This is a genomic window from Tractidigestivibacter montrealensis (assembly GCF_024741235.1).
GTDB classification, from domain to species: domain Bacteria; phylum Actinomycetota; class Coriobacteriia; order Coriobacteriales; family Atopobiaceae; genus Tractidigestivibacter; species Tractidigestivibacter montrealensis.
Genome location: NZ_JANSKA010000002.1, coordinates 1 through 25,644 on the forward strand (window position 1 = coordinate 1; position 25,644 = coordinate 25,644).

At 65.5% G+C, this 25,644-nt stretch carries 19 protein-coding genes and 1 pseudogene; 12 read left to right on the top strand and 8 right to left on the bottom strand.

Going from position 1 to position 25,644, the window contains the following annotated elements; translation table 11 throughout:
* Both NVS32_RS03175 and NVS32_RS03180 read left to right on the top strand, forming a co-directional pair.
* A partial coding sequence (locus NVS32_RS03175) for a trans-sulfuration enzyme family protein (protein WP_303646499.1) occupies nt 1–1,162 on the top strand: 1,162 nt, incomplete at its 5' end.
* A 2-nt stretch (nt 1,163–1,164) separates the two neighbouring features.
* Nucleotides 1,165–2,091, top strand: coding sequence for a PLP-dependent cysteine synthase family protein (locus NVS32_RS03180; protein ID WP_258498638.1), 927 nt, complete (start codon nt 1,165–1,167; stop codon nt 2,089–2,091).
* Between the two features lie 148 nt (nt 2,092–2,239).
* Here the strand turns inward: NVS32_RS03180 and NVS32_RS03185 are convergent, their stop codons facing one another.
* The 4 genes from NVS32_RS03185 to NVS32_RS03200 all read right to left on the bottom strand — a co-directional run bounded on the left by NVS32_RS03185 (nt 2,240) and on the right by NVS32_RS03200 (nt 7,589).
* Nucleotides 2,240–2,983, bottom strand: a complete 744-nt coding sequence (locus tag NVS32_RS03185; RefSeq protein ID WP_258498639.1) for a polysaccharide deacetylase family protein — start codon at nt 2,981–2,983, stop codon at nt 2,240–2,242.
* Nucleotides 2,984–3,425: 442 nt separating this feature from the next.
* Nucleotides 3,426–4,064 (bottom strand): indolepyruvate oxidoreductase subunit beta, encoded by a 639-nt coding sequence (locus NVS32_RS03190; protein ID WP_258498640.1) that lies wholly within the window; start codon nt 4,062–4,064, stop codon nt 3,426–3,428.
* A gap of 27 nt (nt 4,065–4,091) precedes the next feature.
* On the bottom strand, nt 4,092–5,897 hold the full coding sequence (locus NVS32_RS03195; RefSeq protein WP_258498642.1) for a thiamine pyrophosphate-dependent enzyme: 1,806 nt from the start codon (nt 5,895–5,897) through the stop codon (nt 4,092–4,094).
* A 54-nt stretch (nt 5,898–5,951) separates the two neighbouring features.
* Nucleotides 5,952–7,589, bottom strand: a complete 1,638-nt coding sequence (locus tag NVS32_RS03200) for a class I adenylate-forming enzyme family protein (protein WP_258498643.1) — start codon at nt 7,587–7,589, stop codon at nt 5,952–5,954.
* 553 nt (nt 7,590–8,142) lie between these two features.
* Here NVS32_RS03200 and NVS32_RS03205 point away from each other — a divergent pair.
* The 4 genes from NVS32_RS03205 to NVS32_RS03220 all read left to right on the top strand — a co-directional run bounded on the left by NVS32_RS03205 (nt 8,143) and on the right by NVS32_RS03220 (nt 12,710).
* Nucleotides 8,143–9,654: a radical SAM/SPASM domain-containing protein gene (locus tag NVS32_RS03205; protein WP_258498644.1), complete on the top strand. Its 1,512-nt coding sequence runs from the start codon at nt 8,143–8,145 to the stop codon at nt 9,652–9,654.
* Between the two features lie 224 nt (nt 9,655–9,878).
* Nucleotides 9,879–10,808 carry an HAD-IIB family hydrolase gene (locus NVS32_RS03210; RefSeq protein ID WP_258498645.1) on the top strand — a complete coding sequence of 310 codons (930 nt, stop codon included), beginning with the start codon at nt 9,879–9,881 and terminating at the stop codon, nt 10,806–10,808.
* A 63-nt stretch (nt 10,809–10,871) separates the two neighbouring features.
* Nucleotides 10,872–11,804 (top strand): polyphosphate kinase 2 family protein, encoded by a 933-nt coding sequence (locus tag NVS32_RS03215; protein WP_258498646.1) that lies wholly within the window; start codon nt 10,872–10,874, stop codon nt 11,802–11,804.
* A gap of 39 nt (nt 11,805–11,843) precedes the next feature.
* Nucleotides 11,844–12,710, top strand: a complete 867-nt coding sequence (locus NVS32_RS03220) for an EamA family transporter (RefSeq protein ID WP_258498647.1) — start codon at nt 11,844–11,846, stop codon at nt 12,708–12,710.
* Nucleotides 12,711–12,733: 23 nt separating this feature from the next.
* Here NVS32_RS03220 and NVS32_RS03225 read toward each other — a convergent pair whose 3' ends face one another.
* Complete coding sequence (locus NVS32_RS03225; protein WP_258498648.1) at nt 12,734–13,126, bottom strand: hypothetical protein; 393 nt, start codon at nt 13,124–13,126, stop codon at nt 12,734–12,736.
* Between the two features lie 151 nt (nt 13,127–13,277).
* Nucleotides 13,278–13,388: pseudogene (locus NVS32_RS10995) on the bottom strand (zinc ribbon domain-containing protein); the annotation flags it as partial.
* A gap of 135 nt (nt 13,389–13,523) precedes the next feature.
* On the opposite strand from NVS32_RS10995, the gene larE reads away from it, so the two are divergent.
* The 3 genes from larE to larC are packed head-to-tail and all read left to right on the top strand — an operon-like array spanning nt 13,524 to nt 16,365.
* Complete coding sequence (larE, locus tag NVS32_RS03230; protein WP_258498649.1) at nt 13,524–14,402, top strand: ATP-dependent sacrificial sulfur transferase LarE; 879 nt, start codon at nt 13,524–13,526, stop codon at nt 14,400–14,402.
* Nucleotides 14,399–15,103 (top strand): nickel pincer cofactor biosynthesis protein LarB, encoded by a 705-nt coding sequence (gene larB, locus NVS32_RS03235; protein ID WP_258498650.1) that lies wholly within the window; start codon nt 14,399–14,401, stop codon nt 15,101–15,103. Before larE ends, larB begins: the two co-directional genes overlap by 4 nt.
* Nucleotides 15,100–16,365 carry a nickel pincer cofactor biosynthesis protein LarC gene (gene larC / locus NVS32_RS03240; protein ID WP_258498651.1) on the top strand — a complete coding sequence of 422 codons (1,266 nt, stop codon included), beginning with the start codon at nt 15,100–15,102 and terminating at the stop codon, nt 16,363–16,365. Before larB ends, larC begins: the two co-directional genes overlap by 4 nt.
* A gap of 196 nt (nt 16,366–16,561) precedes the next feature.
* Here larC and NVS32_RS03245 read toward each other — a convergent pair whose 3' ends face one another.
* Complete coding sequence (locus tag NVS32_RS03245; RefSeq protein WP_258498652.1) at nt 16,562–17,599, bottom strand: DUF2804 domain-containing protein; 1,038 nt, start codon at nt 17,597–17,599, stop codon at nt 16,562–16,564.
* Between the two features lie 341 nt (nt 17,600–17,940).
* On the opposite strand from NVS32_RS03245, the gene gltB reads away from it, so the two are divergent.
* From gltB to NVS32_RS03260, 3 genes are all read left to right on the top strand, one after another.
* The gene (gene gltB / locus NVS32_RS03250) at nt 17,941–22,560 is read left to right on the top strand and encodes a glutamate synthase large subunit (RefSeq protein ID WP_042089050.1); all 4,620 of its coding nucleotides are present in this window, start codon (nt 17,941–17,943) and stop codon (nt 22,558–22,560) included.
* A gap of 3 nt (nt 22,561–22,563) precedes the next feature.
* Nucleotides 22,564–24,036, top strand: a complete 1,473-nt coding sequence (locus NVS32_RS03255) for a glutamate synthase subunit beta (RefSeq protein WP_032110955.1) — start codon at nt 22,564–22,566, stop codon at nt 24,034–24,036.
* 156 nt (nt 24,037–24,192) lie between these two features.
* Nucleotides 24,193–24,486: a hypothetical protein gene (locus NVS32_RS03260; RefSeq protein WP_147329167.1), complete on the top strand. Its 294-nt coding sequence runs from the start codon at nt 24,193–24,195 to the stop codon at nt 24,484–24,486.
* A 232-nt stretch (nt 24,487–24,718) separates the two neighbouring features.
* On the opposite strand, the gene NVS32_RS03265 is transcribed toward NVS32_RS03260, so the two are convergent.
* Nucleotides 24,719–25,639 (bottom strand): zinc dependent phospholipase C family protein, encoded by a 921-nt coding sequence (locus tag NVS32_RS03265; RefSeq protein WP_117651538.1) that lies wholly within the window; start codon nt 25,637–25,639, stop codon nt 24,719–24,721.
* Nucleotides 25,640–25,644: the final 5 nt, after the last annotated feature.

The window sequence follows — 25,644 nt, forward strand, 5'->3', positions numbered from 1 at the left end:
GCGAAGTGTCGAAAACCTGCTGAGCGTTCCGTCGACTCCTACGTTAGCGAATACACCAGCCACGGGCTCGGTGAATGTCCCCATCTACCAGACCTCGACGTACCGGCAGGTGGAGGTGGGGCGCACCGTCTCTGGCTGGGAGTATTCCCGTACGGGTAACCCCACCCGTGCGGCGCTCGAGAGCCTCATCGCAGACCTCGAGGGCGGCGTCGCCGGCTTTGCCTTTGGTAGCGGCATGGCGGCTATCACCGCGGTTCTCTCGCTGCTGTCCCAGGGCGACGAGGTAATCATCCCCACCAACGTGTACGGCGGCACGTACCGCGTGCTTGATAAGGTTTTCAACCACTTTGGCATCAAGTACCGCATGGTCGACACCACCCAGCCCTACGAGTTTGAGCACGCAATTGGGCCACGTACCAAGGCGGTTCTCGTCGAGAGCCCTGCCAACCCGCTCATGAGCGTCACCGATCTTGCGGCGATTGCCGACGCGGCGCGTGAGCACAGCGTGCTTTCCATTGTCGACAACACCTTCATGACCCCCTGGCTCCAGCGTCCGCTCGAGCTGGGTGCGGACATTGTCCTCCACTCCGCGACCAAGTACCTCGGTGGGCACTCGGACGTGGTCGCGGGCCTGTTGGTTGTATCCACGGACGAGCTGGCGGAGCGCCTTGCCTTCATACAGAACTCCACGGGAGGGGTCCTGGGGCCGCAGGACTCGTTCCTTCTCGTGCGCGGCATCAAGACGCTGGGTGTGCGCATGGACCGGCACGTGGAGAACGCCCAGTACATCGCCGAGGCGCTGGCGAGAAATCCCGAGGTTGCGGCCGTGCACTACCCTGGCCTCCCGGACGATCCCGGCTACGAGGTCCAGCGCCGCCAGGCGTCGGGCGCCGGGGCGATGATCTCGTTCGAGCTGGCGCCGGGCCACGACTACCGGGCGTTCTTCCGCTCCACGCGCCTGGTCGCGCTGGCAGAGAGCCTTGGTGGCGTCGAGTCCCTCGTCTGCCACCCGGCAACGATGACCCACGCGGCGATTCCTGCAGAGGTGCGCGAGAAGGTCGGCATCACCGACGGCCTCATCCGCCTCTCCGTTGGCATTGAGGACAAGGACGACATCCTCGCGGACGTCGAGGGTGCCATCTCGGCAAGCAGGGAGGCCTAGCCATGCGTCACTACTATGACTCTGCCGAGGAGCTCGTTGGAAACACGCCGTTGCTCAAGCTCAACAACGTGGGCGCGCCCGAGGGCGTGGACATCTTTGCCAAGCTGGAGCTGTGGAATCCCGCCGGGTCGGTGAAGGACCGCACGGGTCTCTACATGGTGCGCGCGGCGGAGGAGAAGGGCCTGCTCAAGCCGGGATCCACCATCGTTGAGGGCACAGCCGGCAACATGGGCCTGGGCATTGCCTTCGCGGCTATCGGTCGCGGCTACCACGTGGTCTTTGTGGTGCCCGAGAAGTTCTCCGAGGAGAAGCAGACGCTCATGTGCGCCCTGGGGGCACGCATCGTGAACACTCCGCGCGCGGACGGCATGCTGGGCGCGGCTGCCAAGGCGGAGGAACTTCTCGGCCAGATTCCCAACTCCATCGCGCTCCGTCAGTTCGAAAACGCCACGAACCCGCAGGCGCACTACGAGACCACCGGTCCCGAGATCTGGCGCGACCTGGGCGGCAATGTGGACTACTTTGTTGCAGGCGCTGGCTCCGGCGGCACGTACACGGGCGTGGCGCGCTACCTCAAGGAGAAGAACCCCAAGGTCGTGGGCGTCCTTGCTGATCCGGTGGGCTCGACCATGGGTGGTGGCGAGCACGGCGACTACGACATCGAGGGCATCGGCAACGACTTTGTGGCCAAGACCATGGACATGTCGCTGGTGGACCAGGTCATCAAGGTGACGGATGACGAGGCCTTCTCGGCGTCGCGCCTCATTGCGCGGGCGGAGGGGATCTTTGCGGGCTCGTCTTCTGGCGCGGCTCTCTCCGCGAGCCTCACGCTTGCGGGCCGACTTGCCGAGAAGGGCGAGCACGCCACCATCGTGACGGTCTTTCCCGACCGCGGTGACAGGTACTTCTCGAAGGGACTGTACGCGTAGCGACGGCTGTTCCGCTGCGGCGCCGGGGCGGCGCCACAGCGGGGGTCTCGTACGCACCTGCTGCTAGAATGGGCCCTCCGACGTCAGAACGGCGCCACAGCGGCGGTTTCCGTGGCTTTCTCTGCTAATAGGCGCCCTGCGGCGCCTGCTAGTTGGCCACCTTGTGGTGCGGCACCATCGTGGTCCGGTCAATGGCCTGGAACTGGTATCCCAGCGCCTGGTAGTGCTCGATGATCTTGGGCAGGGCTTCGACGGTGGTGTCCTTCGTGGCAGCGTCGTGGCAGAGCAGGATGATGTTGGGGTAGTTGTCGTATGCGCAGGAGTTCTGGATGACCTGGTCGGTGGAGCACGTGGCACCGTCTCCGCTCGAGGCGTTCCAGTCGTAGTACTGGTAGCCGCGCGCTGGGACGTCATTCACGAGAACGTCCATGATGCCCGAGCAGTACTTCTCGGAGATGGTGTTAGACGAACCGCCGGGGAATCGCACGAGGTAAGGTACGTAGCCAATCTGGTCACTGACAACCTGGGCAATCTGGTCAAGGTCGTCGAAGTAGGCATCTTCGGATGAGTAGACCTGGGCATAGTCGTGGGTGAAGGAGTGCAGGCCGATGGTGTTGCCGTCGTCGTAGGCCTTCTTGATCATGTCGTAGTGGTCGGGGTCATGGCCAACCACGAAGAACGTCGCCTTGGCGCCGTATTGGTCCAAGATGTCGAGCACGCGCTGCGTGTTCTTGGAGGGACCGTCGTCGAAGGTGAGATAGACGATCTTCTCGCCGTTGTTCTTGTAGTTCCACTCGGTCTGGGCGTTGGGGTCCACGGCGAGCTGGGCCGCGCGCGGGTCGTTGGGGGCATCGGGGGCGCCTGGCGTCTTGGCCGCGTTGTCGTTTCCCAACGTGCCGCCATTCGTCGATGCTGCATCGTTCTTGCTGGGAGTCCGCGCCAACGCGACGCCTACACCGAGCGCGACCAGTGCGCCTGCCGAAAAGGCGAGAAAAGCCCTTCTGGTCTGGTTGCGGCGAGCCGGGCTCTCTTTGGAATCCTGACGAGGTGTCCAATCCTGCTTGAAGTGCTTTGACATGCCGATCCCCCCATGCGGCAGCGATGCTGGTGATGACCGTCTCGAGGGCATTCACCATTCAGGGATACTGATAGTAGCCTTAAAACTGCCACCGATTGCCAGAAGCAGAGAAGTCATGCGAAACCATTGCAGCAATCGAAGCGTGGGGGTTGGGCTGCCGAGGGCACCGTGCCAGGCTCTGGGGGCTCTGCCAGGGGCGTCGCCTTCGGCGGCTGCGCCGGACGACGGCTCCCCGCCGTCCGGCGCTCAACGCTGGTTAGCGCTCGGCGGCCTTGCGGCCGGCGTCGAACGCCTGGAGGTTCGCCTTCACGGTCTTGGGCGGCACACGGCGGCTAATGGCGTCGCGCCACTCGTCCACGGCAAAGGGGAGCGCCGTCGAGAGCGCGCCCACCAGCACCACGTTGGTCGAGCGGGGACTCCCCACGCTGCGTGCGATCTCGCCGGCGTCAATGCGCACGGCGCCAATCTCGTCCAGGCGAGCCCCCACCCTGTGGGGCATCTGGGCGTTGCCAATGTTCACGGGCACGGGGACGATGGTCTCGTCGTTCACAAAGAGACGGCCGCCCTCCTTCAGGAACTGCTGGTTGCGCAGGGCCTCGATGGCCTCGAACGCCACAAGGACGTCGGCCGTGCCCGGGTCGCACACCATCGAGTCCACATGCTCGCCCATGCGAATGATGGTCGAGACGGACCCGCCTCGCTGGCTCATGCCGTGGATCTCGGAGACCTTCACGTCGAGACCCGCCTCCGAGGCGGTCATGGCGAGGATGTTGCCGGCAAGAATCGTGCCCTGCCCACCCACGCCTACGAGAAGGACGGTCATGGTGCGGTCAAGCTGCACGCGCTCGCCCATGTGGACGGTCGAGCTTGCCGCGGATGCTGTTGCGTGTGGCATATGTCTACCTCCCTTGCCTGGGCCGGGCTACTCGGACTGGATGCACCCAAAGGGGCACACCTGCTCGCACTGGCCGCAGCCCACGCACTGCGTGGGGTCGATGATGGCGTAGTTGGTCTCGTCCTTGCCCAGCGCAGGGCAGCCAATCTGGACGCAGGTGCCGCAGCGGCGGCAGTCGCGGATGACGGGCGCGGGCTTGTGCGTGCGGTCAACCAGACGGCACGGAGATCGGAAGATGACCACCGAGAGCAGGTCCTCGTGCGAGACGGCCTGCTTGAGCGCCGCGCGCACGGCCTTGAGGTCCTGCGCGTCGGCCTCGATGACCTCGTCGACACCAATGGCGCGGCAGAGCGCGGGCAGGTCGAGCGGGCGCCCCGCCGGGCGGTCGAGAACCGAGGGCTTCTCGTCCGCGTCCACCAGCGGGCTGATGCGCGCGCCCTGCTCGGAGAGGGTGAGGCCGTTCACGGGGTTGCCCTGCGTGCCGGTCATTGCGGTTGTGCGGTTGTCCAGGATGAGCAGCGTGCCCTTGCCCCCGTTGTAGGCGGTGCCGAGAAGCGACGTGATGCCGGAGTGCGCAAAGGTGGAGTCGCCAATGACGCCAATCACGGGGCGCTTGGTGCGCTCGGGGATGCCGGCAAGCTCCATACCGTGGCTCATGCTGAGAGAGGCGCCCATGTCGATCACCGAGTCGACGGCGCGGAAGGGCGCGACGGCGCCCAGCGTGTAGCAGCCAATGTCGCCGGTCACGATGGCCTTCATGCGACGCAGCTCGTTGAAGACCAGGCGGTGCGGGCAGCCGGCGCAGAACGCGGGCGGGCGCGGAGGAAGGTCCTTCGCGGCCTCGAGGTGCGCGGGCGTGGCCACGCCAAAGCTCCGCTGGATGTCGGCGGGGAAGATCTCGCCGGAGCGGGGGAGCGGTGCCGCGGGCGGCTCGGAGAGCTTGATGCCCAGCGCGGCCACGTGGTCGCGGAAGTAGCGGCAGGACTCCTCCACCACGTAGACCTTCTCGACCGAGGCCGCAAAGCTCGCGAGGAGCTTGGGCGGCAGCGGCCAGGTGAGGCCCAGCTTGAGCGTGGATGCCTCGGGCAGCGCCTCGCGCACGTGGTTGTAGAGGGCGCCGGCGACGATGATGCCAACCTTGGTGTCGCGCATCTCGACGCGGTTGAGGTCGCTCGTCTCGGCAAACTCAACCAGGGCGTCCTCGCGCTCGTTGGTCACGCGGGTGCGCGCCACGGCGTAGGCGGGCATCATCACGTACTTGCTGGGCTGGCTCTGGTAGTCGCGGGGCGCGGCGGCATCAAGGTCGCGCTCGTGGGAGCACTCGACCATGGTCCTCGTGTGGGCAATGCGCATGGTCTCGTGGAGAATGACGGGCGTGTCGAAGCGCTCGGAGATGTCAAACGCCTTGCGCGCGAAGTCGTAGGCCTCCTGGGAGTCCGACGGGTCCAAGCACGGCACGCGGGCAAACGCGGCGTAGTTCCTCGTGTCCTGCTCGTTCTGGGAGCTGTACATGGAGGGGTCGTCGGCGACGAGAAGCACGAGGCCTGCGTTGATGCCCGTGTTGGTGACGCTCATGAAGGGGTCTGCCGCAACGTTCAGGCCAACGTGCTTCATGGTGACCAGCGTGCGCACACCGCCCATGGCAGAGCCAATGCCCACCTCGAGGGCGACCTTCTCGTTGGGCGACCACTCGCAGTAGACGTCACCGTGCTGCACGAGGTTCTCGAGGGTCTCGGTGGAGGGGGTGCCGGGGTAGCCCGTTCCCACGCCCGCACCTGCCGACCACGCCCCCTCGGCGATGGCCTCGTTGCCCGACAGTAGCTGCTTTCCCATGCGCTCTCCTCTCCCGGCGGACTGCCCGCCTGTGTTGCCTCTCCGGTGGGCCGTCTAGGCCTTGTTCTCCTGGTCTACCAGGTGCGCCGCCCCGTACCTCTCGCGCAGGAGCGGCTTCTCGATCTTGCCCGTGGGGTTTCTCGGCACCTCGGCAAAGATTACCTTGCGCGGCCGCTTGTAGCGGGGGAGCGCCAGGCAGAACTCGTTGATGTCGTCCTCGGTGGTGTCCTCGTAGCCGGGCTTGAGCTCGATGATCGCTGCGGGTATCTCTCCCAGGCGCTCGTCGGGCAGGCCAATGACGGCCACGTCTTGGATGGCGGGGTTGGAGGCGAGAAAGTCCTCGATCTGCACGGGGTAGAGGTTCTCGCCGCCCATCACGATGACGTCTTTCTTGCGGTCGACCAGCCAGTAGAAGCCGTCCTCGTCCTGGCGCGCCATGTCGCCGGTGTGCAGCCAGCCGTCGATGAGGGTCTCGGCCGTGGCCGCGGGGTCCTTGTAGTAGCACTCCATGAGGCCCGGGCCCTTCACGCAGAGCTCGCCAACCTCGCCAGGCGCGACCTCCTCGCCCTTCTCGTCCACGATCTTGCACTCCCACTGGTAGCCGGGAACGCCAATGGCGCCCACGTGGCCCACGTTCTCCACGCCCAGGTGGACGCAGCCGGGACCGCAGGACTCCGAGAGGCCGTAGTTGGTGTCGTACTGCTGGTTGGGGAAGACCTTGAGCCAGCGGCGCACCAGACTCTTGGGCACCGGCTGGGCGCCAATGTGCATGAGGCGCCACTGGTCGAGGTGGTAGTCGGCAAGCGTGACCGTGCCCTGCTCGATGGCGAGAAGGATGTCCTGCGCCCAGGGGACGAGCAGCCACACGATGGTGCAGCGCTCGTTGGAGACGGTCTCGAGGATGGTCTTGGGGCTCACGCCGCGCAGGAGTACGCCGCGCCCGCCCACGGCGAGCGACCCCATCCAGTGCATGATGGCGCCGGTGTGGTAGAGCGGCGGGATGCAGAGAAAGACGTCGTCGTGCGTCTGGCCGTGGTGCTTCTGCTCCATGATGGCTGCCTGGGTGAGGCTCTGGTGGTGGTGCAGGATGGCCTTGGGGAAGCCTGTGGTGCCCGAGCTAAAGTAGACCGCCGCGTCTTCGTCCTCGGAGAGCGGGATCATGGGGTCTGCCGAGGAGCACAGGCCAACGAGCTCCTGGTAGGGCTCGGCCCAGGTGGGACAATCGTCGCCCACGTAGAAGAGCAGGCGGCCCTTCTGGATCTGGGGCACGATCTCTTCGACGCGGCCGGTGAACTCGGGGCCAAAGACCAGGATGTCGGCGTCGGACTTCTCGACGCAGTAGCGGATCTCGTCGGCGGAGTAGCGGAAGTTGAGCGGCACCACCGTGGCGCCGCTCTTGAGCACGCCAAAGTAGATGGGGAGCCACTCGATGCAGTTGTAGAGCAGGACTGCGACCTTGTCGTCCTTGCGGATGCCGCGCGAGAGCAGCAGGTTTGCAAAGCGGTTGGCCTTCTCGTCAAAGACCTGCCAGGTCATCTCGCGGCGAAAGGGCTCGTCATCCGTGGTCTCGACGAGCTCGTAGTCGCGCCAGGTGATGTGGCGGTTCTCGCGGCGCTGTGGGTTCACCTCCACGAGGGCGACCTCGGTGGGGTAGAGCTCGGCGTTCTTGCGCAGCATGTCGACGATGGTCACGATGCCTCCAAATGACCTTGCGAACTTGCGGGGATGCCTGGGCGCCGCGGGCGATGGTGCGAGGCGGCAGCTTTTTTATTCTAGACGGGTGCGGTGCTGCGGGGGCGGGGGAGATTGCGCTTTTGGCGAGAATTGCCGCCGTGGCCGGCGCCGCGATGCCGCCGGGTCGTGCGCCGCGATGCCGCCGGATTTCGTCGGTTAGGAATTTTCCGAACGGTTAGAGGTGCCTAAACGGCGAGAATGGGCGGCAAGACGAGAATGCCGCGGATTCCGAACGGTTAGACCGCTCTAACCGGCGAAATCCCGCGGCGTTGATGGGGGCACACACAACCTTGCGCCGCGCGCCGCCGCCTGCCGCCGCGCGCCGAGAAGCGCCGCCGCTCTCGGCTGCGCGTGTCCTTCTCGTCCCCTTTTTGTTAACGCTTCTTCAGGCTTTCTCGATCCGGGGTTGATTTTTTTCAAATCTGGGTCAAAATATTTGACCGTCCATACAAAGGTGCGAAAAATCGGTGGAAGGCAGTTCGACCACCGCCACTGGGCGAAAGGAAGAACCATGCAGTCGAAAATCGCGCACGCAGCCGAGCGCAAGGCGTTTAGCATCGCAATCGACCAGGCCATCAAGGGCGTCAGGAGCGATCACCCCGAGGAGGCCATCAACAAGTTCCTGGACATGGGCGGCAAGCTCCTCGCTGACACCGCGCCCGACATGGCAAACTCCCTGCGCAAGGCATTCTACCCTGGTTCCAAGTGGGAGAACTTCCTCATCGAGCTGGTGAGGGACCGCGTTGATCCCAACATCTTGAAGACCGCCGTCCTGAACGGCGCCTACGAGTCCGCCTTCCGCGGCCTGCGCGAGACTACCCAGTCTGCCGAGAAGTACCAGTGCAACGTGCCCTGGATCATCATCTTCGACCCCACGAGTGCCTGCAACAAGCACTGCATCGGCTGCTGGGCCGCCGACTACGGCAACTCCCTCAACCTCTCCTTCGATGACATGGATCGCCTGGTCACCGAGGCCAAGGCGCTGGGCACGCACTTCTTCATGATGACCGGCGGTGAGCCCCTGGCGCGCAAGAAGGACGTCGTCCGCCTTGCCGAGAAGCACGACGACTGCATCTTTGGCCTCTTCACCAACGGCTCGCTCATCGACCAGAAGCTCTGCGACGACTGCAAGCGCCTGGGCAACATCGTGTTCTCGATGTCGCTCGAGGGCTTCAAGACCGCCAACGACGGTCGCCGCGGTGACGGCTCGTTCGACGAGGTTGTTCGCGCCATGGACCTCATGACCGAGAACGGCGTGCCCTTTGGCATCTCTACCTGCTATACGCGCAACAACGTCGAGGACGTCACCTCCGACGAGTACTACGACTTCATCATTGAGCACGGTGCGCTGTGGCAGTGGTACTTCCACTATATGCCCGTGGGCGAGGGCGCCAACGCCGACCTCATGCCCACCATCGAGCAGCGCGAGTACATGATTGACCGCATCCGCAAGATCCGCGACTACAAGGGCGGCAAGCCCATCATGGCCATGGACTTCCAGAACGACGGCGAGTTCGTGGGTGGCTGCATCGCCGGCGGCCGCGTGTTCTGCCACGTCAACGCCCGCGGTGACGTGGAGCCCTGCGTCTTCATCCACTACTCCAACGCCAACATCCACGAGAAGAGCTGGCTGGAGTGCCTGCAGCAGCCCATCTTCCAGGAGTACCGCGCCAACTGGCCCTGGAACGACAACATGCTGCGCCCCTGCCCCATGCTCGAGAACCCGCAGGTTCTGCCCAAGATGGTTCACGAGGCAGAAGCCAAGTCCACGGAGTACACCTCGCCGGAGGACGTCGACCACCTGTGCGCCCGCACGGCTAAGTACGCCGAGAAGTGGGCGCCCGAGGGCGACCGCATCTGGGTCGAGGAGCACCCCACCGGCAAGAAGGTCTACGAGGACAACATCTCGATGATGGATGTCGACAAGAAGGCCAAGATGCTTGCCGAGAAGGATGCCGAGCTTGACTCGCAGGTTGAGGAGAAGCTCAAGGAGGAGAAGGAGACGGTCGGCGCCGCAAAGTAGGTGCTGCTCGTCCCTCTCGCGCGAAAGCGCTTGTCGCCCCGTCGCTGAAGCCGGATGGCTTTGGTGGCGGGGCGTTTGTTTGTGTCGGGCGTGGAGGGCTCTCGCCCCGTGGGATTAAGTTACCGGGCAATGGAATCCCGTTGCCCGGTAACGGAATCCCGTGTCTGGCCCCGCGCTGCCGTATGCTCTTCTCGGCAGACCGCGCGCGAGAAGGAAGGGGCACCGTGATAAAGCTTGCACTTTCGGACCTCGACAACACCTTGATTCCCTATGGCCAGGGTCGCGCGTCTGACGCGGCCATTGCCGCCGTGCGCGCCGCCAATGCCGCGCCGGGTGTGCTCGCCGGCCCCATCTCTGGCAGGACCGTCGCCATGATGTCGTGGATGTTCGAGAACGACGCGGCAGACTGCTTCCAGACCGGCGTCTTTGTGAACGGCCAGGTTGTGCGTCTGCGCGGCCGTGTAATCTACCAGGAGGCGCCCGCGCGCGAAAGCCTCGAGCGCCTTGTTGCCTACCTGCGCGAACGCGACGGCGAGAGAACCGCCCTCACCGCCTACGAAAACAACAGCGTGAACGTTGACGTTGTCGTAGGCATCACAGACAAGGAGCTGGCGCGCCACCCCAAGGCCTTTCACGCGTTCCGCCGCACGTCCGCGCACATTCCGGCCGGAACGTACGTGAAGAACAACATCCACAGCGACCACTCGCGAGCCCACATGGAGGCCCTCCGCCGCGACCTGGCGCACGACTTCCCGGAGTTCGACTTTGTCTTCCCCAGCGCCACCTCCTCCACGCTAGACATCCTGCCTGTGGGCATCTCCAAGATGAGCGGACTCACGGTGCTCATGGACCAGCTGGGAATTGGCATCAACGAGGTCTGCGTCTTTGGGGACTCCGAGAACGACCTGGCCATCATCGAGGGCGTGCCCAACTCGGTTGCCGTCTCGAACGCGGCGCCAGAGGTTGTGGCAGCGGCGCGCTGGCATATTGGGGCGGTGACCGAGGACGCGGTTGCCAAGGCGCTTCTCGACATCGCGGACGCAGCGAGAACGGCCGACATGCCTGCGTTCATGCGCGAGGAGGGCGAGGACCGCCACGCCACTTCCGGCGCCGCTGCGCCAATCACCGGCGTTGGCCCCACCCACATGGGGTAGGTAGAGAGGTGGCAAGCGCGCAACAGCGCGCGCCTGCCGCGAACTTCGAGGAGATGCATGCATATGGAGTTCCAGGAGCTCAAGGACTGCAGGTTCGATGGCTCGGGCCACTTCAAGCTCGACGACTACCCCACAGACGTACACGTGGAGAAGAGGCTCAGGCCCAACTTCGAGGCCCTCACCGAGGCAAACACCCAGCGCATGGCCGAGCTCCAGGACAGGCTCTACGCCGAGGGCCGCGAGGGGGTCGTGGTGATTCTGCAGGCCATGGACGCAGCAGGCAAGGACTCCACCATCAAGCACGTGATGAGCGGCATCAACCCGCAGGGCGTCACGGTGGCAAGCTTCAAGCAGCCCTCCTCCGAGGAGCTCGCGCACGACTTCCTCTGGCGCGCCGTCGCCAGGCTGCCGCGTCGAGGCTGCATTGGCCTCTTCAACCGCAGCTACTACGAGGACGTGCTGGTAGTGCGCGTGCACGACCTCCAAAAGACCTACCGCATGCCCAAGCGCGTGCTCGACACCTCGAAGGACGACTTCTTCGAGCAGCGGTACCGCCAGATCCGCGACTTCGAGCGCTACCTCTGGGAGAACGGCTACCGCGTGCTCAAGATCTTCCTCAACGTGAGCAGCGCCGAGCAGCGCAGGCGCTTCCTCGACCGCATCGACGACGAGTCCAAGAACTGGAAGTTCTCCTCGTCCGACGTGACCGAGCGCCAGCTGTGGCCCAAGTACATGGAAGCCTACGAGCAGTGCATCGACCGCACCGCCACCAAGGAGGCGCCGTGGTACGTTGTCCCGGCGGACCAGAAGTTCTACGCGCGCTGGCTCGTCTCGGAGGCCATCGTCCGCACGCTCGAGGCGTGCGACCCGCACTACCCGGAGCTTCCCGCCGAGCAGCGCGACGACCTGGAGACCGCGCGCCAAGGCCTGCTTTCCGAGACGGGCGGCCACGACGACCGTTCGGAGCGCGACGCAACCGAGCGCGAGAACAACTAACATAACCGGGGGTATTCAGCGCAACGAGAGGAGACGTGCATGTGGGTTCTGGCTGCGATTGGTTCGGCGGTCTTTGCGGGCATCACATCAATTCTTGCAAAGTGCGGTATCCGGCACACCGACTCTGACGTTGCCACGGCCGTTCGCACCATCGTCGTCCTGGCGTTTGCGTGGCTCATGGCGGGCGTGGTTGGCTCCATTCCCACCATTACCCAGATCACGACCAACTCCCTGCTCTTTCTCGCGCTCTCGGGACTTGCCACCGGCGCGAGCTGGATTTGCTACTTCAAGGCGCTCTCGATGGGCGACGTCAACAAGGTCGTGCCTATCGACAAGTGCTCCACGGTGCTCACGGTGCTCCTCGCCATCGTTCTGTTTGGCGAGACCCAGAACCTTGCCGTGAAGCTCGTTGGCTGCGTGGGCATCCTCGTGGGCACCCTCATGATGATCGAGCGCAAGCAGCAGGACCACGACGTCCAGGGGCGCTCGTGGATGTGGTACGCCGTGGGCTCCGCGGTCTTTGCCGCGCTCACGTCGATCCTCGCCAAGGTGGGCATTGAGGGCGTGGAGTCAAACCTCGCCACGGCTATCCGAACCTGCTTTGTGCTGGTCATGGCATGGGTGGTTGTGGCGATGCGCGGCAAGCTGGGCGAGGTGCGCGGCATCGACCGGCACGAGCTGCTCTTCATCTGCCTTTCCGGCGTGGCCACGGGCGCCTCGTGGCTCTGCTACTACTACGCCATCCAGACGGGCGTGGTCTCGGTCGTGGTGCCCATCGACAAGCTGTCCATCGTGGTGGCCATGGCCTTCTCGGCGGCGGTCTTCAAGGAGACCTACACCAGGCGCTCGCTCACGGGCCTGGCGATCATCGTGGCGTCAACGCTCCTGATGGCGGTCTTCAGGTAGCGGGTACGTTGCGGTGGGATGGCCTACTCGGCCTTCACCGCGTTCGACGTGTCGGCAATGGTTCTCACGATTTCCTCTGCCTCGGCGGTGTCTTTGGAGACTACGGGCAGGAAGTGCTTGGAACAGCCGTTCTCCACATAGACGCTTGCCCTGTTGCCCATGGCGATGAGAACCGCGCCAACAATGATGAGCAGGACGCCCAGTAGCCCTACCTGGGTTACCCCGAAGAGGGCCACGGCCACGGCTATGGCGCCCAGGATGATGAGCATGCGAGCAATGCCGATGTACTTGTTGGCGGACCCAAGCCCCGCTGCGGTGACGGACCGCATGGGGATGACCTCGTAGCCCGTCTTGTCGGTGACAATGATGCTGCGTTTTGCTGGTGTGGACCTGGATGCTGTCGCGGCTGATGACAACCGAGCTGCTTCCGGCGTCATAGGTTCTGGTGCGGCCCTTCTCCAGCGCATGGGAGTATCGGCCGGCCTGGGCCCCGGTGGCACTGCTCGGGCGAACTTTTCGCGCTGTCGGCGCTGGGGCGGTGCTGCCGGCGGCTGTCTCGTCGAGCTTCCGTCCGCAGTGCTTGCAGAACCTGGCGCCGTCTTCAAGGCTCTTTCCGCAGTAAGGGCAGGTACGTGACATGATGTTGCCTCTCTCTCTTTGATTCGCTGACAGCGCCATTGTTCGTCCGATTTTTTAAAACTTGTTGCGCAATTAATCGCGGCGAGGCGGTGAGGCGGGCATCCCCTACCATGGTTGGTGCTTTGGCCGGCGGGCAGGGGCTCGCCGGCCGCCCGTTGCAGGAGGTGTGACGTCTTGGACGAGAAGACTGCCAGCGAGAACCCGGTGGCGCGCCGCGTGCCGCCGGTGACCCAGGAGATGCGCGAGAAGTACCGCCAGCTGGTGGAGTATCTGCGCGAGCAGGGAAGCGTCGCCGTGGCGTTCTCGGGTGGGGTTGACTCCACGCTGCTCCTGCATGCCGCGCACGAGGCGCTGGGCGAGAAGTGCCTTGCGGTCACTGCGCGCTCGGAGTCGTTCCCGCAGCGCGAGCGCAACGAGGCAGACGCCTTCTGCGAGCGCGAGGGCATCGCGCACGTGCTGGCGGACTCGGAGGAGCTGGGTATCCCCGGCTTTGACCACAACCCCAAGGACCGTTGCTATCTCTGCAAGAGTGAGCTCTTCCAGCGGATTCGCAGCATCGCGCGCGAGAGGGGCGTGGCGCACGTTGCCGAGGGCTCCAACGTGGACGACGAGGGCGACTACCGCCCTGGCCTGCGCGCCGTTGCCGAGCAGGGCATCTTGAGCCCGCTTCGCCACGTGGGGCTGCGCAAGGCGGAGATCCGCGCGCTCTCGCGCGAGCTGGAGCTTCCCACCTGGGACAAGCAGTCCTTCGCGTGCCTGTCATCGCGCTTTGTCTACGGCGAGCTCATCTCCCGCGCGCGCCTGGCCATGGTGGACCGCGCGGAGCAGGAACTTCTCGACCTGGGCCTCACGCAGGTACGCGTGCGCGTCCATGGCGAGAAGGACCCCATTGCCCGCATCGAGGTGCTGCCCGAGGAGTTTGGGCTGCTCGTCGCGCATGCCGAACAGGTTGCCGCGGACCTCAAGGCGTTGGGTTTCTCGTACGTGACCATGGACCTGGCGGGCTACCATACGGGTTCCATGAACCAGTCGCTGGGGGAGGCACGCGCATGAGCGAGAGTGGAACCGGCTACGATGACCTGGGCTTTGCCAAACTGGACACCAGCCGAGAGGAGCGTACCGGCTTTCCCGAGGTGGTGTTCTGCGAGGGCAAGCCCGACGTCTACCTGCCCAAGATCTTCCAGCACCTTGTTGCCGCGGACGGTCGGGCCCTGGGGACGCGCGCGAGTGAGCACCAGGCTAGCCTTGTGCAGGATGTGCTGCCGCAGGCCAGCTACGACCCGGTCTCGCGCATCCTGAGCGTTGCGCCGGAGGTGCCGGTGCCGCTGGTGGGACACGTCGCCGTGGCGTGCGCCGGCACGGCGGACACGCCGGTGGCCGAGGAGGCGGCGCGCGTGGCGGAGTTCTTTGGCACCCGTGTGACGCGCCACTACGACGTGGGCGTGGCCGGCCTCCACAGGCTGCTCGACCAGATGGACAGCGAGGACGGCATTCGTGTGGCAAACTGCGTGGTGGCGGTCGCTGGAATGGAAGGGGCGCTTGCGAGCGTTGTGGGCGGGCTTGTCTCGGTTCCGGTGATCGCGGTGCCCACCTCGGTTGGGTACGGGGCGTCGTTCAACGGCATGGCTGCGCTTCTCAGCATGCTCAATTCCTGCGCCAACGGTGTGGCTACGGTCAACATCGACAATGGGTTTGGCGCGGCCTATCTGGCCACGCAGATCAACCGCCTTGCGGTGGGAGGGAGCGCCTCGTGAGCACGCTTTTCTGGGACTGCCAGACCGGCATCAGCGGCGATATGGCAGTGGCGTCTCTGCTAGACCTTGGCGCCAGCGAAGAGGCAGTGCGCGCGGCGCTCGCTCCGCTTGCAGGCGAGGGCTTTGAGCTGCACGTTGGTCGCGTGGAGAAGGCAGGGCTCGACTGCTGTGACTTTGACGTGGCGCTGGACGAGGAGCATGACGGCCACGACCATGACTTGGCCTACCTGTACGATCCCGAGTGGACGCCGGGCGGTGCGCCGCATGCGCACGGGTACCATCACCGCAGCTACGCACAGGTGCGGGAGGTGCTCGCGTCGCTCGACCTTGCGCCCCGCGTGCGGTCTCTTGCCGAGAAGGCCTTCCGCCTGCTTGCCCAGGCAGAGTCCAAAGCGCACGGCGTGCCCGTGGACGAGGTGCACTTCCACGAGGTGGGGGCTATCGACGCCATCGTGGACGTTGTGGCGGCGGCTGTCTGCCTGGACAGCCTTGGCGTCGATGAGGTCATCGTGCCTCGCGTGGTCGAGGGCACGGGGATGGTTCGCTGCCAGCATGGGGTGATTCCCGTGCCGGTGCCTGCCGTGGTGAACATCGCCGCGGCCACGGGACTGCCGCTGAGCGTGGGCCCGCGCCAGGGCGAGCTGGTCACGCCTACGGGTGCGGCGATTGCCGCCGCGGCCATGACCTCGACCTTGTTGCCAAAGCGCTTCTCGGTGAAGGCCTGTGGCATGGGCGCGGGCAAGCGTGACTACGATCCGCCCAGCATCCTGCGCGCGTTGCTCATCGAGGATGTGGACTCCGGCGACGGCACTGCTTCCAGCGCCGCCCCCGCTCCCGGCGACTGGATCTGGAAGCTCGAGTGCAACATCGACGACAGCACGGGCGAGATGCTCGGCGCCGTGCTCGAGGACCTCATGGCGGCGGGCGCTCGCGATGCCCATTTCCTGCCTGTCTTCATGAAGAAGAACCGGCCCGCCTACGAGCTTGCCATCATTTGCGATGACGCCCACCGCGAGGCACTCGAGCGCATCGTGTTTGCCGAGACCACGACCATCGGCATCCGCCGCCAACGCATGGAGCGCAGCGTGATGGACGTCTCGTGGCGCGACGTCGAGACAAGCTACGGCACCGTGCGCGTTAAGGTCTGCGAGCGAGATGGGCTTCTCCGCGCCTACCCGGAGTACGACTCCGTTCGTGCCGTGGCGCGCGCCGCAGGGACCGACTTCCGCACGGTGTACCTGGCTGCGGCAACGTCCGTCTAGGGGGTGCGGCTCCTCGTGTCCGCCGTCTCTGCGGCGCCGACGCTAGGGCGAGGGGCGGTGTCGCCGGAACCGGCAAAATGTCACCGGAGAGCCCATTTTGGACGCACTTGTCGCCAAAACGCACGCTCCGGTGACGCCGCGGCCACCGCGCCTCGCCGCGGCCACCGCGTCCCGCCGCGACCACCCGCGCCTGCCGCTAATACTTGTTGTAGATGTGCTCAGCCGAGCCACGCAGCCCGTCCACGCAGAGCGCGCTACCATCGTCGAGCAGCACCGTCCCGCTGAACGTCCCAAACACCTGGTGTTGCCGGCTTACGATAATGCCCGCAAGGTCGATGTTGTCAGTGCGGTCAATCTGCGGATCGAAGGCCAGGTCAAGCCTTCCCTCATCGTCGGTCACGTGCCATGGCGAGAGGTACGCGTAGCCGTTCTCGCCAACAGGGATGCCAAAGTCAACACGCCCCAGCTTATGGGCCACGCCGTCCACGAAGACCATGTTCTCGCTGGCCGCGCGCGTGTTGCCAAAGCCGTATCCAAGATTGAGGCCCACCACGCGCCCGCCCTGGCGCCCCTGCGCAACTGCCCAGTACCAGGTGTTCTCGTACGTCCACACGCCACGGCCCCAGTCGAGAAGGCCAAACGAGTCTTCCCGCGAGAATTCGTGGAAAAGCGCGCCCCGCCTAAAGCCGCCCCACGCACGCATGCCCACAATCTTGCGGTTGTAGTAGAACGCGTGGGGATCCTCGTCCCACGGAGTGCAGATGACCATAGAGTCGCGAGGCTGCTGGTCGAGAAGGGCCTCCACCTCAAGGTCCTCGCCATCATCGAAGTCGCGCATGGCAAACGAGAGGCGCCGTGCGTCTCCCACGTGACGCCACCCCACGCGGCAGCGCGCGTTCTCCCAGCAGATGTCGCCGGCGTCCGAGCTGGCCGGCAGCCCCATCGAACCCAGCGGCAGCGGTACCGTCTCGGACGTGGTCTTGAAGGCTCGTACTGAGAAGTCCAGGACAGACGCCGAGACAAGCCCAAGGTATCCCAGGTCACTAAAGGTGAGCGCCACGGCATAGCGCTCGTCGTTTATGAGGTAGTAGTCCCAATCCTTGATGCGCCACGGCGGCGCCTGGATGTCCGCGTGATCGTAGGCAAAGGGCGGGCGCGTTGCCCAGCCGGGCTCGCGAAGGCGGCCCTCCTCGTCAAGAAGCCTGCCGGTTCCGGTGATGCGATGCTCGGACATGGCAACCCCTCTCCACGAGACCTCTCCGTGGATTCAGCATCCGCCGTCCGGATGGAGTTGTTGGCGCCACTTCGGCGGACGGGATTGAGTTGCCCGGTAACTGAGTCGCACGCGGGATTGATTTGCTCGGCAACGGGATTGCATTGCCCGGCAACTCAATCCCGCCCATTTTTCGAACGCGTTTCGGGCGTGTGTATGTTGGACAGCAAGCTAGCCCCGTTTTTCTTGACGAAACACACCCAGCATAGACTTCCATCGGTACGAAGGGGTTCCCGCCGCAGCAAGGCGGCAGGAACCCGCATGGCACGCCCGCCTGCGCGGGCGCTTGGAGAGGGGAATACATGGCATCCAACCAGGTGGCCAAGGACATCAGCACCGGTCAGGGCCTGTACCGGGAGGAGTTCGAGCACGACGCCTGCGGCATCGGCGCGATCGCTCACCTCAAGGGCCAGAAGTCACACCAGCTGCTCGACAACGCGCTCACGCTCCTTGTGAACCTCGAGCACCGCGGTGGTAAGGGCCTGGAGAGAAACACCGGCGACGGCGCCGGCATCCTGTTCCAGATTCCGCACCGCTTCTTCCGCAAGGAGGCTCAGAAGTACGGCCACCTGCTCCCCGACGAGGGCGAGTACGGCGTGGCCATGGTCTTCTTCCCGCAGGACGCGGAGGGCGCGCAGGTGGCGTGCCGCGTCTTCGAGGAGGGCTGCGCCGAGCAGGGCATCCCCCTGCTCTTCTGGCGAGAGGTGCCCATCGACCCGCATGACCTGGGCGAGACGGCACTGGCCTGCATGCCCACCATCTACCAGGCGTTCCTTGGGCGTCCGGCAGACGTGCCCGCGGGCGACGAGTTCGAGCGCAAGCTCTACGTGTGCCGCCGCTCCATCGAGAAGACCGCAGCCGCCCACCACGCGCTCGAGGGCAAGATCTTCTACGTGTGCTCGATGAGCTCGCGCACCATCGTGTACAAGGGCATGCTCGTTGCCACCCAGATGCGCAACTTCTACCTGGACCTGAACGACGCCGCCGCAGAGTCGGCTCTGGCCCTCGTGCACTCCCGCTACTCCACCAACACCACGCCCAGCTGGGAGCGCGCCCACCCCAACCGCTACATCGTCCACAACGGCGAGATCAACACGCTGCGCGGCAACGTCAACTGGATTCGCGCCCGCGAGTCCGAGTTCTACTCGCCCGTGCTTGGCGCGGACCTTGGCCGCGTGATGCCCGTCATCAACCGCGAGGGCTCGGACTCCGCCATCCTTGACAACGTCCTCGAGTTCCTCACCATGAACGGCAGGCCCCTCTCGCGCGCCGTCACGATGCTGCTCCCCGAGCCGTGGGACAAGAACAAGCAGCTCTCCGACGCGCGCCGCGCCTACGACTGCTACCAGTCCATGCTCACCGAGAGCTGGGACGGTCCTGCCGCCATCGCCTTCTCGGACGGCCGCATCACCGGTGCCGCACTGGACAGGAACGGCCTGCGTCCCGCTCGCTACTACGTCACGCACGACGACCGCATGATACTTGCCTCCGAGGCGGGAGCCCTCTCCGTCGAGCCCGACGAGATTCTGCAGACGGGCTCGCTCGGTCCCGGCCAGATGTTCGTCGTCGATCCCTCCCAGGGCCGCATCATCTGGGACGACGAGGTCAAGGCCCACTTTGCCGCTCAGAAGCCCTTCCGCGACTGGATCGACGAGGAGACCCTCTCGGTGGCAGATCTTGCCAAGAGCGAGAAGAACCCCTTCGAGGCCATCGATGCCGAAGTGTCCCTCACCCAGCGCCTGGCCCGTCACGGCTACCACTTCGATGACGTCGAGGAGGCCGTGCGCCCCATGGCCAACACGGGCAAGCCGCCCCTGGCGTCCATGGGCTCCGACGTTCCTCTCGCCGTGCTCTCCGGTCACCCGCGCTCGTTCTTCGACTACTTCAACCAGCTCTTCGCGCAGGTCACCAACCCGCCCATCGACGCGCTGCGCGAGAGCTTCGTGACGTCTTCTGTGCTCTACCTGGGCAACCACGGCAACATGCTCGAGGACTCCCGCAAGAACTGCCAGCTCCTACGCCTGGATGACCCCATTCTCACCAAGGACGAGTTCCAGCGCATCGCCTCGCTTGACCGTCAGGGTTTCCATGCCGCGTGCTTCTCGGCCACCTACCCGCGCGAGGCGGGGGAGGGCGCGCTCAGGGCGGCGCTCGAGTCCCTGTGCGCGGGCGTCGAGAAGGCCGTGCGCGCCGGCGCCAACGTGGTGGTCATCTCCGACCGCGCGGGCGAGGGTCAGGTTCCCATCCCGTCGCTCCTCTCGGTCTCGGCCGTCCACAACCACATGATCCGCACCGGCATCCGCATGAAGGCGGACATCGTGGTGGAGTGCGGCGACGCCATCACCCCGCACGACTACGCCACGCTCGTGGGCTACTCCGCCTCGGGTATCTACCCCTACATGGCGCACGCGTGCATTACCGCCCTGGCGGAGCGCGGCTCTCTGGGCGTGAGCGCCGAGGAGGGCATCGCCAACTACGACCGCGCGGTCAACGCTGGTATCACCTCGATCATGTCTAAGATGGGCATCTCCACGATGCAGGGCTACCACTCCGCGCAGATCTTCGAGATCGTTGGCTTTGACCAGGGCTTTGTTGACCGCTGCTTCACGGGCACCGTCTCGCGCGTGGGAGGCCTCGACGAGGACGGCGTGGAGCGCGAGTGCAACGAGCGCTATGACGAGGCGCTGGCGCTGCTCAAGACACCCGCGCCCACGCAGCTGGCAAGCTCCGGCATCACCAAGTGGCGCCCGCTTGGCGGCGAGGAGCACATCATCACCCCGCAGGTCATCTACCTGTTGCATCGTGCCGTGCGCGAGAACAGTCCCGAGCTCTTCTCGGAGTACTCAAAGGCGCTCCACCCCAAGGGCCGCGCCATCATGCTGCGCGACCTCCTCGAGTTTGTGCCGCTGGCCTCAGGGCCCGTGCCCCTGGACGAGGTCGAGAGCGCTGACTCCATCGTGAAGCGCTTCGAGACTAGCGCCATGAGCTTTGGCGCCATCTCTGACGAGGCACACCGTGCGCTCGCGATTGCCATGAACCGCATTGGGGCCAAGTCCAACACGGGTGAGGGTGGCGAGAATCCCGACCGCGAGACCACGCTTGCCAACGGCGACTCCGCAAACTCCAAGGTCAAGCAGGTTGCCTCTGCGCGCTTTGGCGTGACGAGCCGCTACCTGGTCTCCGGCGAGGAGATTCAGATCAAGATGGCCCAGGGCGCCAAGCCCGGCGAGGGCGGGCACCTGCCCGGCACAAAGGTCTGGCCGTGGATCGCCAAGGTGCGTAACTCCACGCCTGGCGTGGGCCTTGTTTCGCCCCCGCCGCACCACGACATCTACTCCATCGAGGACCTGGCCGAGCTCATCTTTGACCTCAAGAACGCCAACCCCAAGGCCACGGTCTCGGTAAAGCTGGTCTCCGAGGCGGGTGTGGGCACCATCGCCACGGGCGTTGCCAAGGGCGGCGCGAACAAGATTTTGATCTCGAGCGCCAACGGCGGCACCGGTGCCGCGCCGCGTGACTCCATCTACCACACGGGCCTGCCGCTGGAGCTTGGCCTTGCCGAGACCCAGCAGACGCTGCTCAAGAACGGCCTGCGCTCGCGCGTGGAGCTGGAGGCAGACGGCAAGCTCATGGACGGTCGCGACGTGGCCGTGGCCGCGCTTCTCGGCGCCGAGGTCTTTGACTTTGGCACGGCCGCGCTGCTCTCGCTTGGCTGCCTCATGCAGCGCGACTGCCAGACGGACACCTGCCCCATGGGCATCGCCACGCAGAACTGCGAGCTGCGCAAGCGCTTCCACGGCAAGCCCGAGTACGTGGTCAACTTCATGTACCTGGTGGCCGAGGAGCTGCGCCACATCATGGCCGAGCTGGGCTTCCGCACGGTCCAGGAGATGGTCGGCCATCCCGAGTGCCTGCGCCAGGTGGAGGTCCCGGGCAACTGGAAGGCAAACACCATCGACCTCTCGCCCGTCCTCGCTAGTGTCACCAACGAGTTTGGCAAGAGCGTGCCCGGCGCTGCCGCCCGTCACTTCCTGCCCGAGATGGGTCCGGCAGACGAGCTCTCGAGCACGCTGGATGCCACGCTCTTTGTGCCCTACACCGAGACCGCGCGCCGCACGCTCACCCCGGTGCATTTCCACGCCGACATCGCCAACGTGAACCGCTGCGTGGGCACCATGCTCGGCTCCGAGGTCACGCGTGCGCACCCGGAGGGACTTCCCGAGGGCTCCATCACCATCGACTGCGTTGGCTCCGGCGGCCAGAGCTTTGGCGCCTTCCTGCCGGCCGGCATCACCATCAACGTGATCGGCGATGCCAACGACTACTTTGGCAAGGGCCTCTCGGGCGGCATCCTCACGGTTGCCCCCGCACCCAGCGCCACGTACAAGTTCGACGAGAACGTCTCCATTGGCAACGTGGCCTTCTATGGCGCCACGGCCGGTAAGGGCTTCATCAATGGCCTGGCCGGCCAGCGCTTTGGCGTGCGCAACTCCGGCGCCACTATCGTGTGCGAGGGCGTGGGCAACCACGGCTGCGAGTACATGACGGGCGGCATGGCGCTCATCCTGGGTGAGGTTGGCATCAACTTTGCCGCTGGCATGAGCGGCGGTGTGGCCTTCGTCTACGACGAGTACGGCACGCTGTCTAGCCGCTGCAACACCGACATGGTCGAACTTAAGCGGCCAACCGAGCGCGACTTCCAGACCATCCGTGCCCTTATCGAGGAGCACGCGAGAAGGACCAAGAGCCCGCGCGGCATCAAGATGCTTTACATGTTCGACGACATCAAGGACAAGTTCGTGAAGGTCATCCCGCACGAGTACGAGGTTGCCCTCGAGCTCACCGAGGCCGCTGAGGCCGCGGGCAAGACCCACGACGAGGCAATCGAGATCGCCTTCGAGACCATGAGGAACGGGAGGTAGGCCATGGGCAAGGTCGGAGCTTACATCGACCTCGGAAGGGTCGCCCACGGCGAGAGGCCCGCAGCCGAGACACTCAAGGACTTTGGCGAGTTTGCCGTGCCGCTGGACGAGAAGGACCAGCGCTCGCAGGCCAGTCGCTGCATGTACTGTGGCGTGGCGTTCTGCCAGACGGGCTTCTCGTTTGGCAAGGCGCGCAGCTCGGGATGCCCGCTGCACAACCTGATTCCCGAGTGGAACGACCTCATGTGGCGCGGCATGTGGAACGATGCCGCCGAGCGCCTGGCGCTCACCAACCCGCTGCCCGAGTTCACGAGCCGCGTGTGCCCCGCTCCCTGCGAGGCCGCGTGTAACCTGGGCCTTGAGGATGAGCCCACCACCATCAAGGATGACGAGCGCGCCATCTCCGACCACGAGTGGGCTGCGGGCGGCCCCGCGCCGCTTGCTGCTGCCGCCGAGGACGCACCCCGCGTCGCCGTGGTTGGATCCGGCCCCGCCGGCCTGGCTACGTCGTGGGAGCTCGCGCGCCGCGGTGCGCGGGTGACGCTCTTCGAGCGCCACGACCGTGCAGGCGGCCTGCTCATGTACGGCATCCCCAACATGAAGCTCCCCAAGGAGGTCGTCGAGCGCAGGCTCGACCTCATGGAGAAGAGCGGCATCGAGATTCGCTGCGGTGCCGACGCCACCTCGCCCGAGGTTGCCGCCGAGCTTGCCGGCTTCGACGCCGTGGTCGTGGCCGCGGGTGCCGCTCAGGCGCGTGGCCTGCGCGTTCCCGGCGCGGACAACCCCAACGTGGTCTTTGCCGTGGACTACCTCACAGCACAGACCAAGGCGCTTCTCGACGGCCACGCCGAGACGCCTGCGGTAAGCGCCGAGGGCAAGGACGTGGTAGTCATCGGCGGCGGTGACACCGGCACCGACTGCGTGGCAACCGCGCTGCGTCAGCACGCCAAGAGTGTCCACCAGCTGGAGTTCCTGCCGGCCCCGCCCGAGGTTCGAGCAGCCTCCAACCAGTGGCCGGAGTGGCCCAACGTCAAGAAGACCGACTACGGCCAGGTGGAGGCCGAGCTGGTGCAGGGCGCAGACCCGCGCACTTGGGCGACAAACACGCTTGAGGTGCTAGAGGACGAGAACGGCGGCGTCCGTGGCCTGCGCGTGGTCTCGCTCGACTGGTCCCACGGCAAGGCCGAGCCCATCGAGGGCTCCGAGCGCGAGATTCCGGCGCAGCTGGTCCTTCTCGCCATGGGTTTCACCGGTCCCGAGGCCTCGGTCTACGACGCGCTGGGCGTCACGACCGAGGAGGTGCGTGGTGGCGTGAGGCCCAAGCTAGCCGCCGCGGGCTCTCACCGCACCGTGGGAGAGGGTAAGGTGCCCGTCTTTGCCGCCGGCGACGCGCGTTCGGGCTCGTCGCTCGTGGTAGCCGCTATCTCCGATGGCCTTGCTTGTGCCGGTGAGGTTGCCAGCGAGCTGGGGCTCTAGGAGCTTCTTCTCGGCCGGTTCCACTTGGGGCCGGCCGAGCGCTTTTGGGATCGCTGCCTGGCGCGCTTCTCGCCGCCTGCCTGTGCCACTTCTCGTTCCCGATTGGAGGAAAAGGCCATGTCACACGCCTCGTCCGCACCGCTCAGGATGACCGAGATGAGAGAGAGGCACCTCTCGCTCAAAAGAAGTGGGGCCCGGCGGTCCGATGCCGCAGCCGGGAGGGACGGCCTGCTGTGGTCCTCTCCGGATGCGCAGGGCGAGCCTGATAAGCTCCTCTGGATGGAGGGTGGCGTCGAGAAGGACACACCCGAGCTCGATGAGCCCACAAGGACGTGGCTTGAGGAGTCGTCCGAGTGGACGGGCTCTACCGCTGGAGCTGCAGGCGGCACCGACAGTGCCGGCGACGGGGGAGATGACCCCGCACCCCCCAACACCCTCGTGTGGATATGAGACAAAGGGAGCTTCCCGTTGTCTCATCCCGCTGGCGCCCGCCCCACGCGCTGGCGCCCCAAGGTGCGTTTTCGTAGCTATCGTGTACGAATTGAGCCCTCCGGCGTCAATTTGGCGCCGGAGGGCTCGTTACAGCAAAGATTACGTACAAAACCCCTGTTCGGGCGCCATTTTCTCGCCCGAGGGCTCGTTTGCGCAGCCGACGCAATCGGTGCGGCGCCTGCGGTCGCGCCTACACCGGGCGGCCGTCGTAGTTGAGGCCGCCCACAATCGCGTCGAAGCGCTCCCTGTCCCCACGGACAAACGCCTCCGCCAGCTGCGGATACGTCACAAGCGCCTCCTCGAACAGGTCGGCAAAGCTCGCGTGGCGTTTCTCTCCCGTAAAGGGGTTAGTCCACTCGCGGCGCTCGAGGTTCGCCGAGGCGCACTCGTCGGACTCCGCCACGCGGTGGGCGAACGACTCCGCCATGGAGTGCGGCCGCGCCAGGCGCTCAGCTGCTCCTATAAGGCGGGTCTTGGCAGACCCCGCCGGCTCAATTCGGCGATACACCCACTGGTAGTCGCTCACCGCTGCACCGTACTCCTCGGGACCCACGTTGAGGCCAAAGACGGCAAACGCCACCTGCGAGAAGATCGTGCCACCCACGCGGTCGACGCGTGTGGTGCGCATGAGGTCGGAAGCCGGGTGGTGCTCGAGCACCGTGACGTGGCGCTTCTCCCAGAGGATCCAGGAGTCTATGTCGCTCTCGATGATCGCGCGGATCTCATGCGTGGCGTCGGAGAGGCCGGGCTGCTCCAGCAGAGCGTACTGCTGCGCGTAGATCAGCGGATGCGCCGTACGGTCCAGCACATAATGGCCGAGAAGCCCCAGCGCAAACGCTCTGCCAATGCGCTCGTCCTCGACTGGCAGGTGCCCCACCGAGGAGCGGATGTCGCCAAATGCCTGGGTTATATGGCTGGCGTGCATGTCATGCGCGAGGTGACGACATGTGGCAACGCGTGCCGGGATGGTGCGGAAGCGCACAAAGAAGGGGTCGGGGCCCTCGTTGCCCAGCAGGAAGGCGAGAAGCTCCTCCTCGCCGTCGACAAGACCCTCGGGAAGGCGCTGTGCGGCGTCCTCGCCAAAGATGTGGTGCGTTATCAGAGAGGGCATGCTCG

Bases quoted from the DNA above. Each gene is read 5' to 3' on its own strand.
- NVS32_RS03180 (WP_258498638.1), top strand. From the start codon at position 1,165: ATGCGTCACTACTATGACTCTGCCGAGGAGCTCGTTGGAAACACGCCG.
- NVS32_RS03190 (WP_258498640.1), bottom strand. From the start codon at position 4,064: ATGCCACACGCAACAGCATCCGCGGCAAGCTCGACCGTCCACATGGGC.
- NVS32_RS03195 (WP_258498642.1), bottom strand. From the start codon at position 5,897: ATGGGAAAGCAGCTACTGTCGGGCAACGAGGCCATCGCCGAGGGGGCG.
- NVS32_RS03205 (WP_258498644.1), top strand. From the start codon at position 8,143: ATGCAGTCGAAAATCGCGCACGCAGCCGAGCGCAAGGCGTTTAGCATC.
- NVS32_RS03215 (WP_258498646.1), top strand. From the start codon at position 10,872: ATGGAGTTCCAGGAGCTCAAGGACTGCAGGTTCGATGGCTCGGGCCAC.
- NVS32_RS03220 (WP_258498647.1), top strand. From the start codon at position 11,844: ATGTGGGTTCTGGCTGCGATTGGTTCGGCGGTCTTTGCGGGCATCACA.
- larB (WP_258498650.1), top strand. From the start codon at position 14,399: ATGAGCGAGAGTGGAACCGGCTACGATGACCTGGGCTTTGCCAAACTG.
- NVS32_RS03245 (WP_258498652.1), bottom strand. From the start codon at position 17,599: ATGTCCGAGCATCGCATCACCGGAACCGGCAGGCTTCTTGACGAGGAG.
- gltB (WP_042089050.1), top strand. From the start codon at position 17,941: ATGGCATCCAACCAGGTGGCCAAGGACATCAGCACCGGTCAGGGCCTG.
- NVS32_RS03255 (WP_032110955.1), top strand. From the start codon at position 22,564: ATGGGCAAGGTCGGAGCTTACATCGACCTCGGAAGGGTCGCCCACGGC.
- NVS32_RS03260 (WP_147329167.1), top strand. From the start codon at position 24,193: ATGAGAGAGAGGCACCTCTCGCTCAAAAGAAGTGGGGCCCGGCGGTCC.
- NVS32_RS03265 (WP_117651538.1), bottom strand. From the start codon at position 25,639: ATGCCCTCTCTGATAACGCACCACATCTTTGGCGAGGACGCCGCACAG.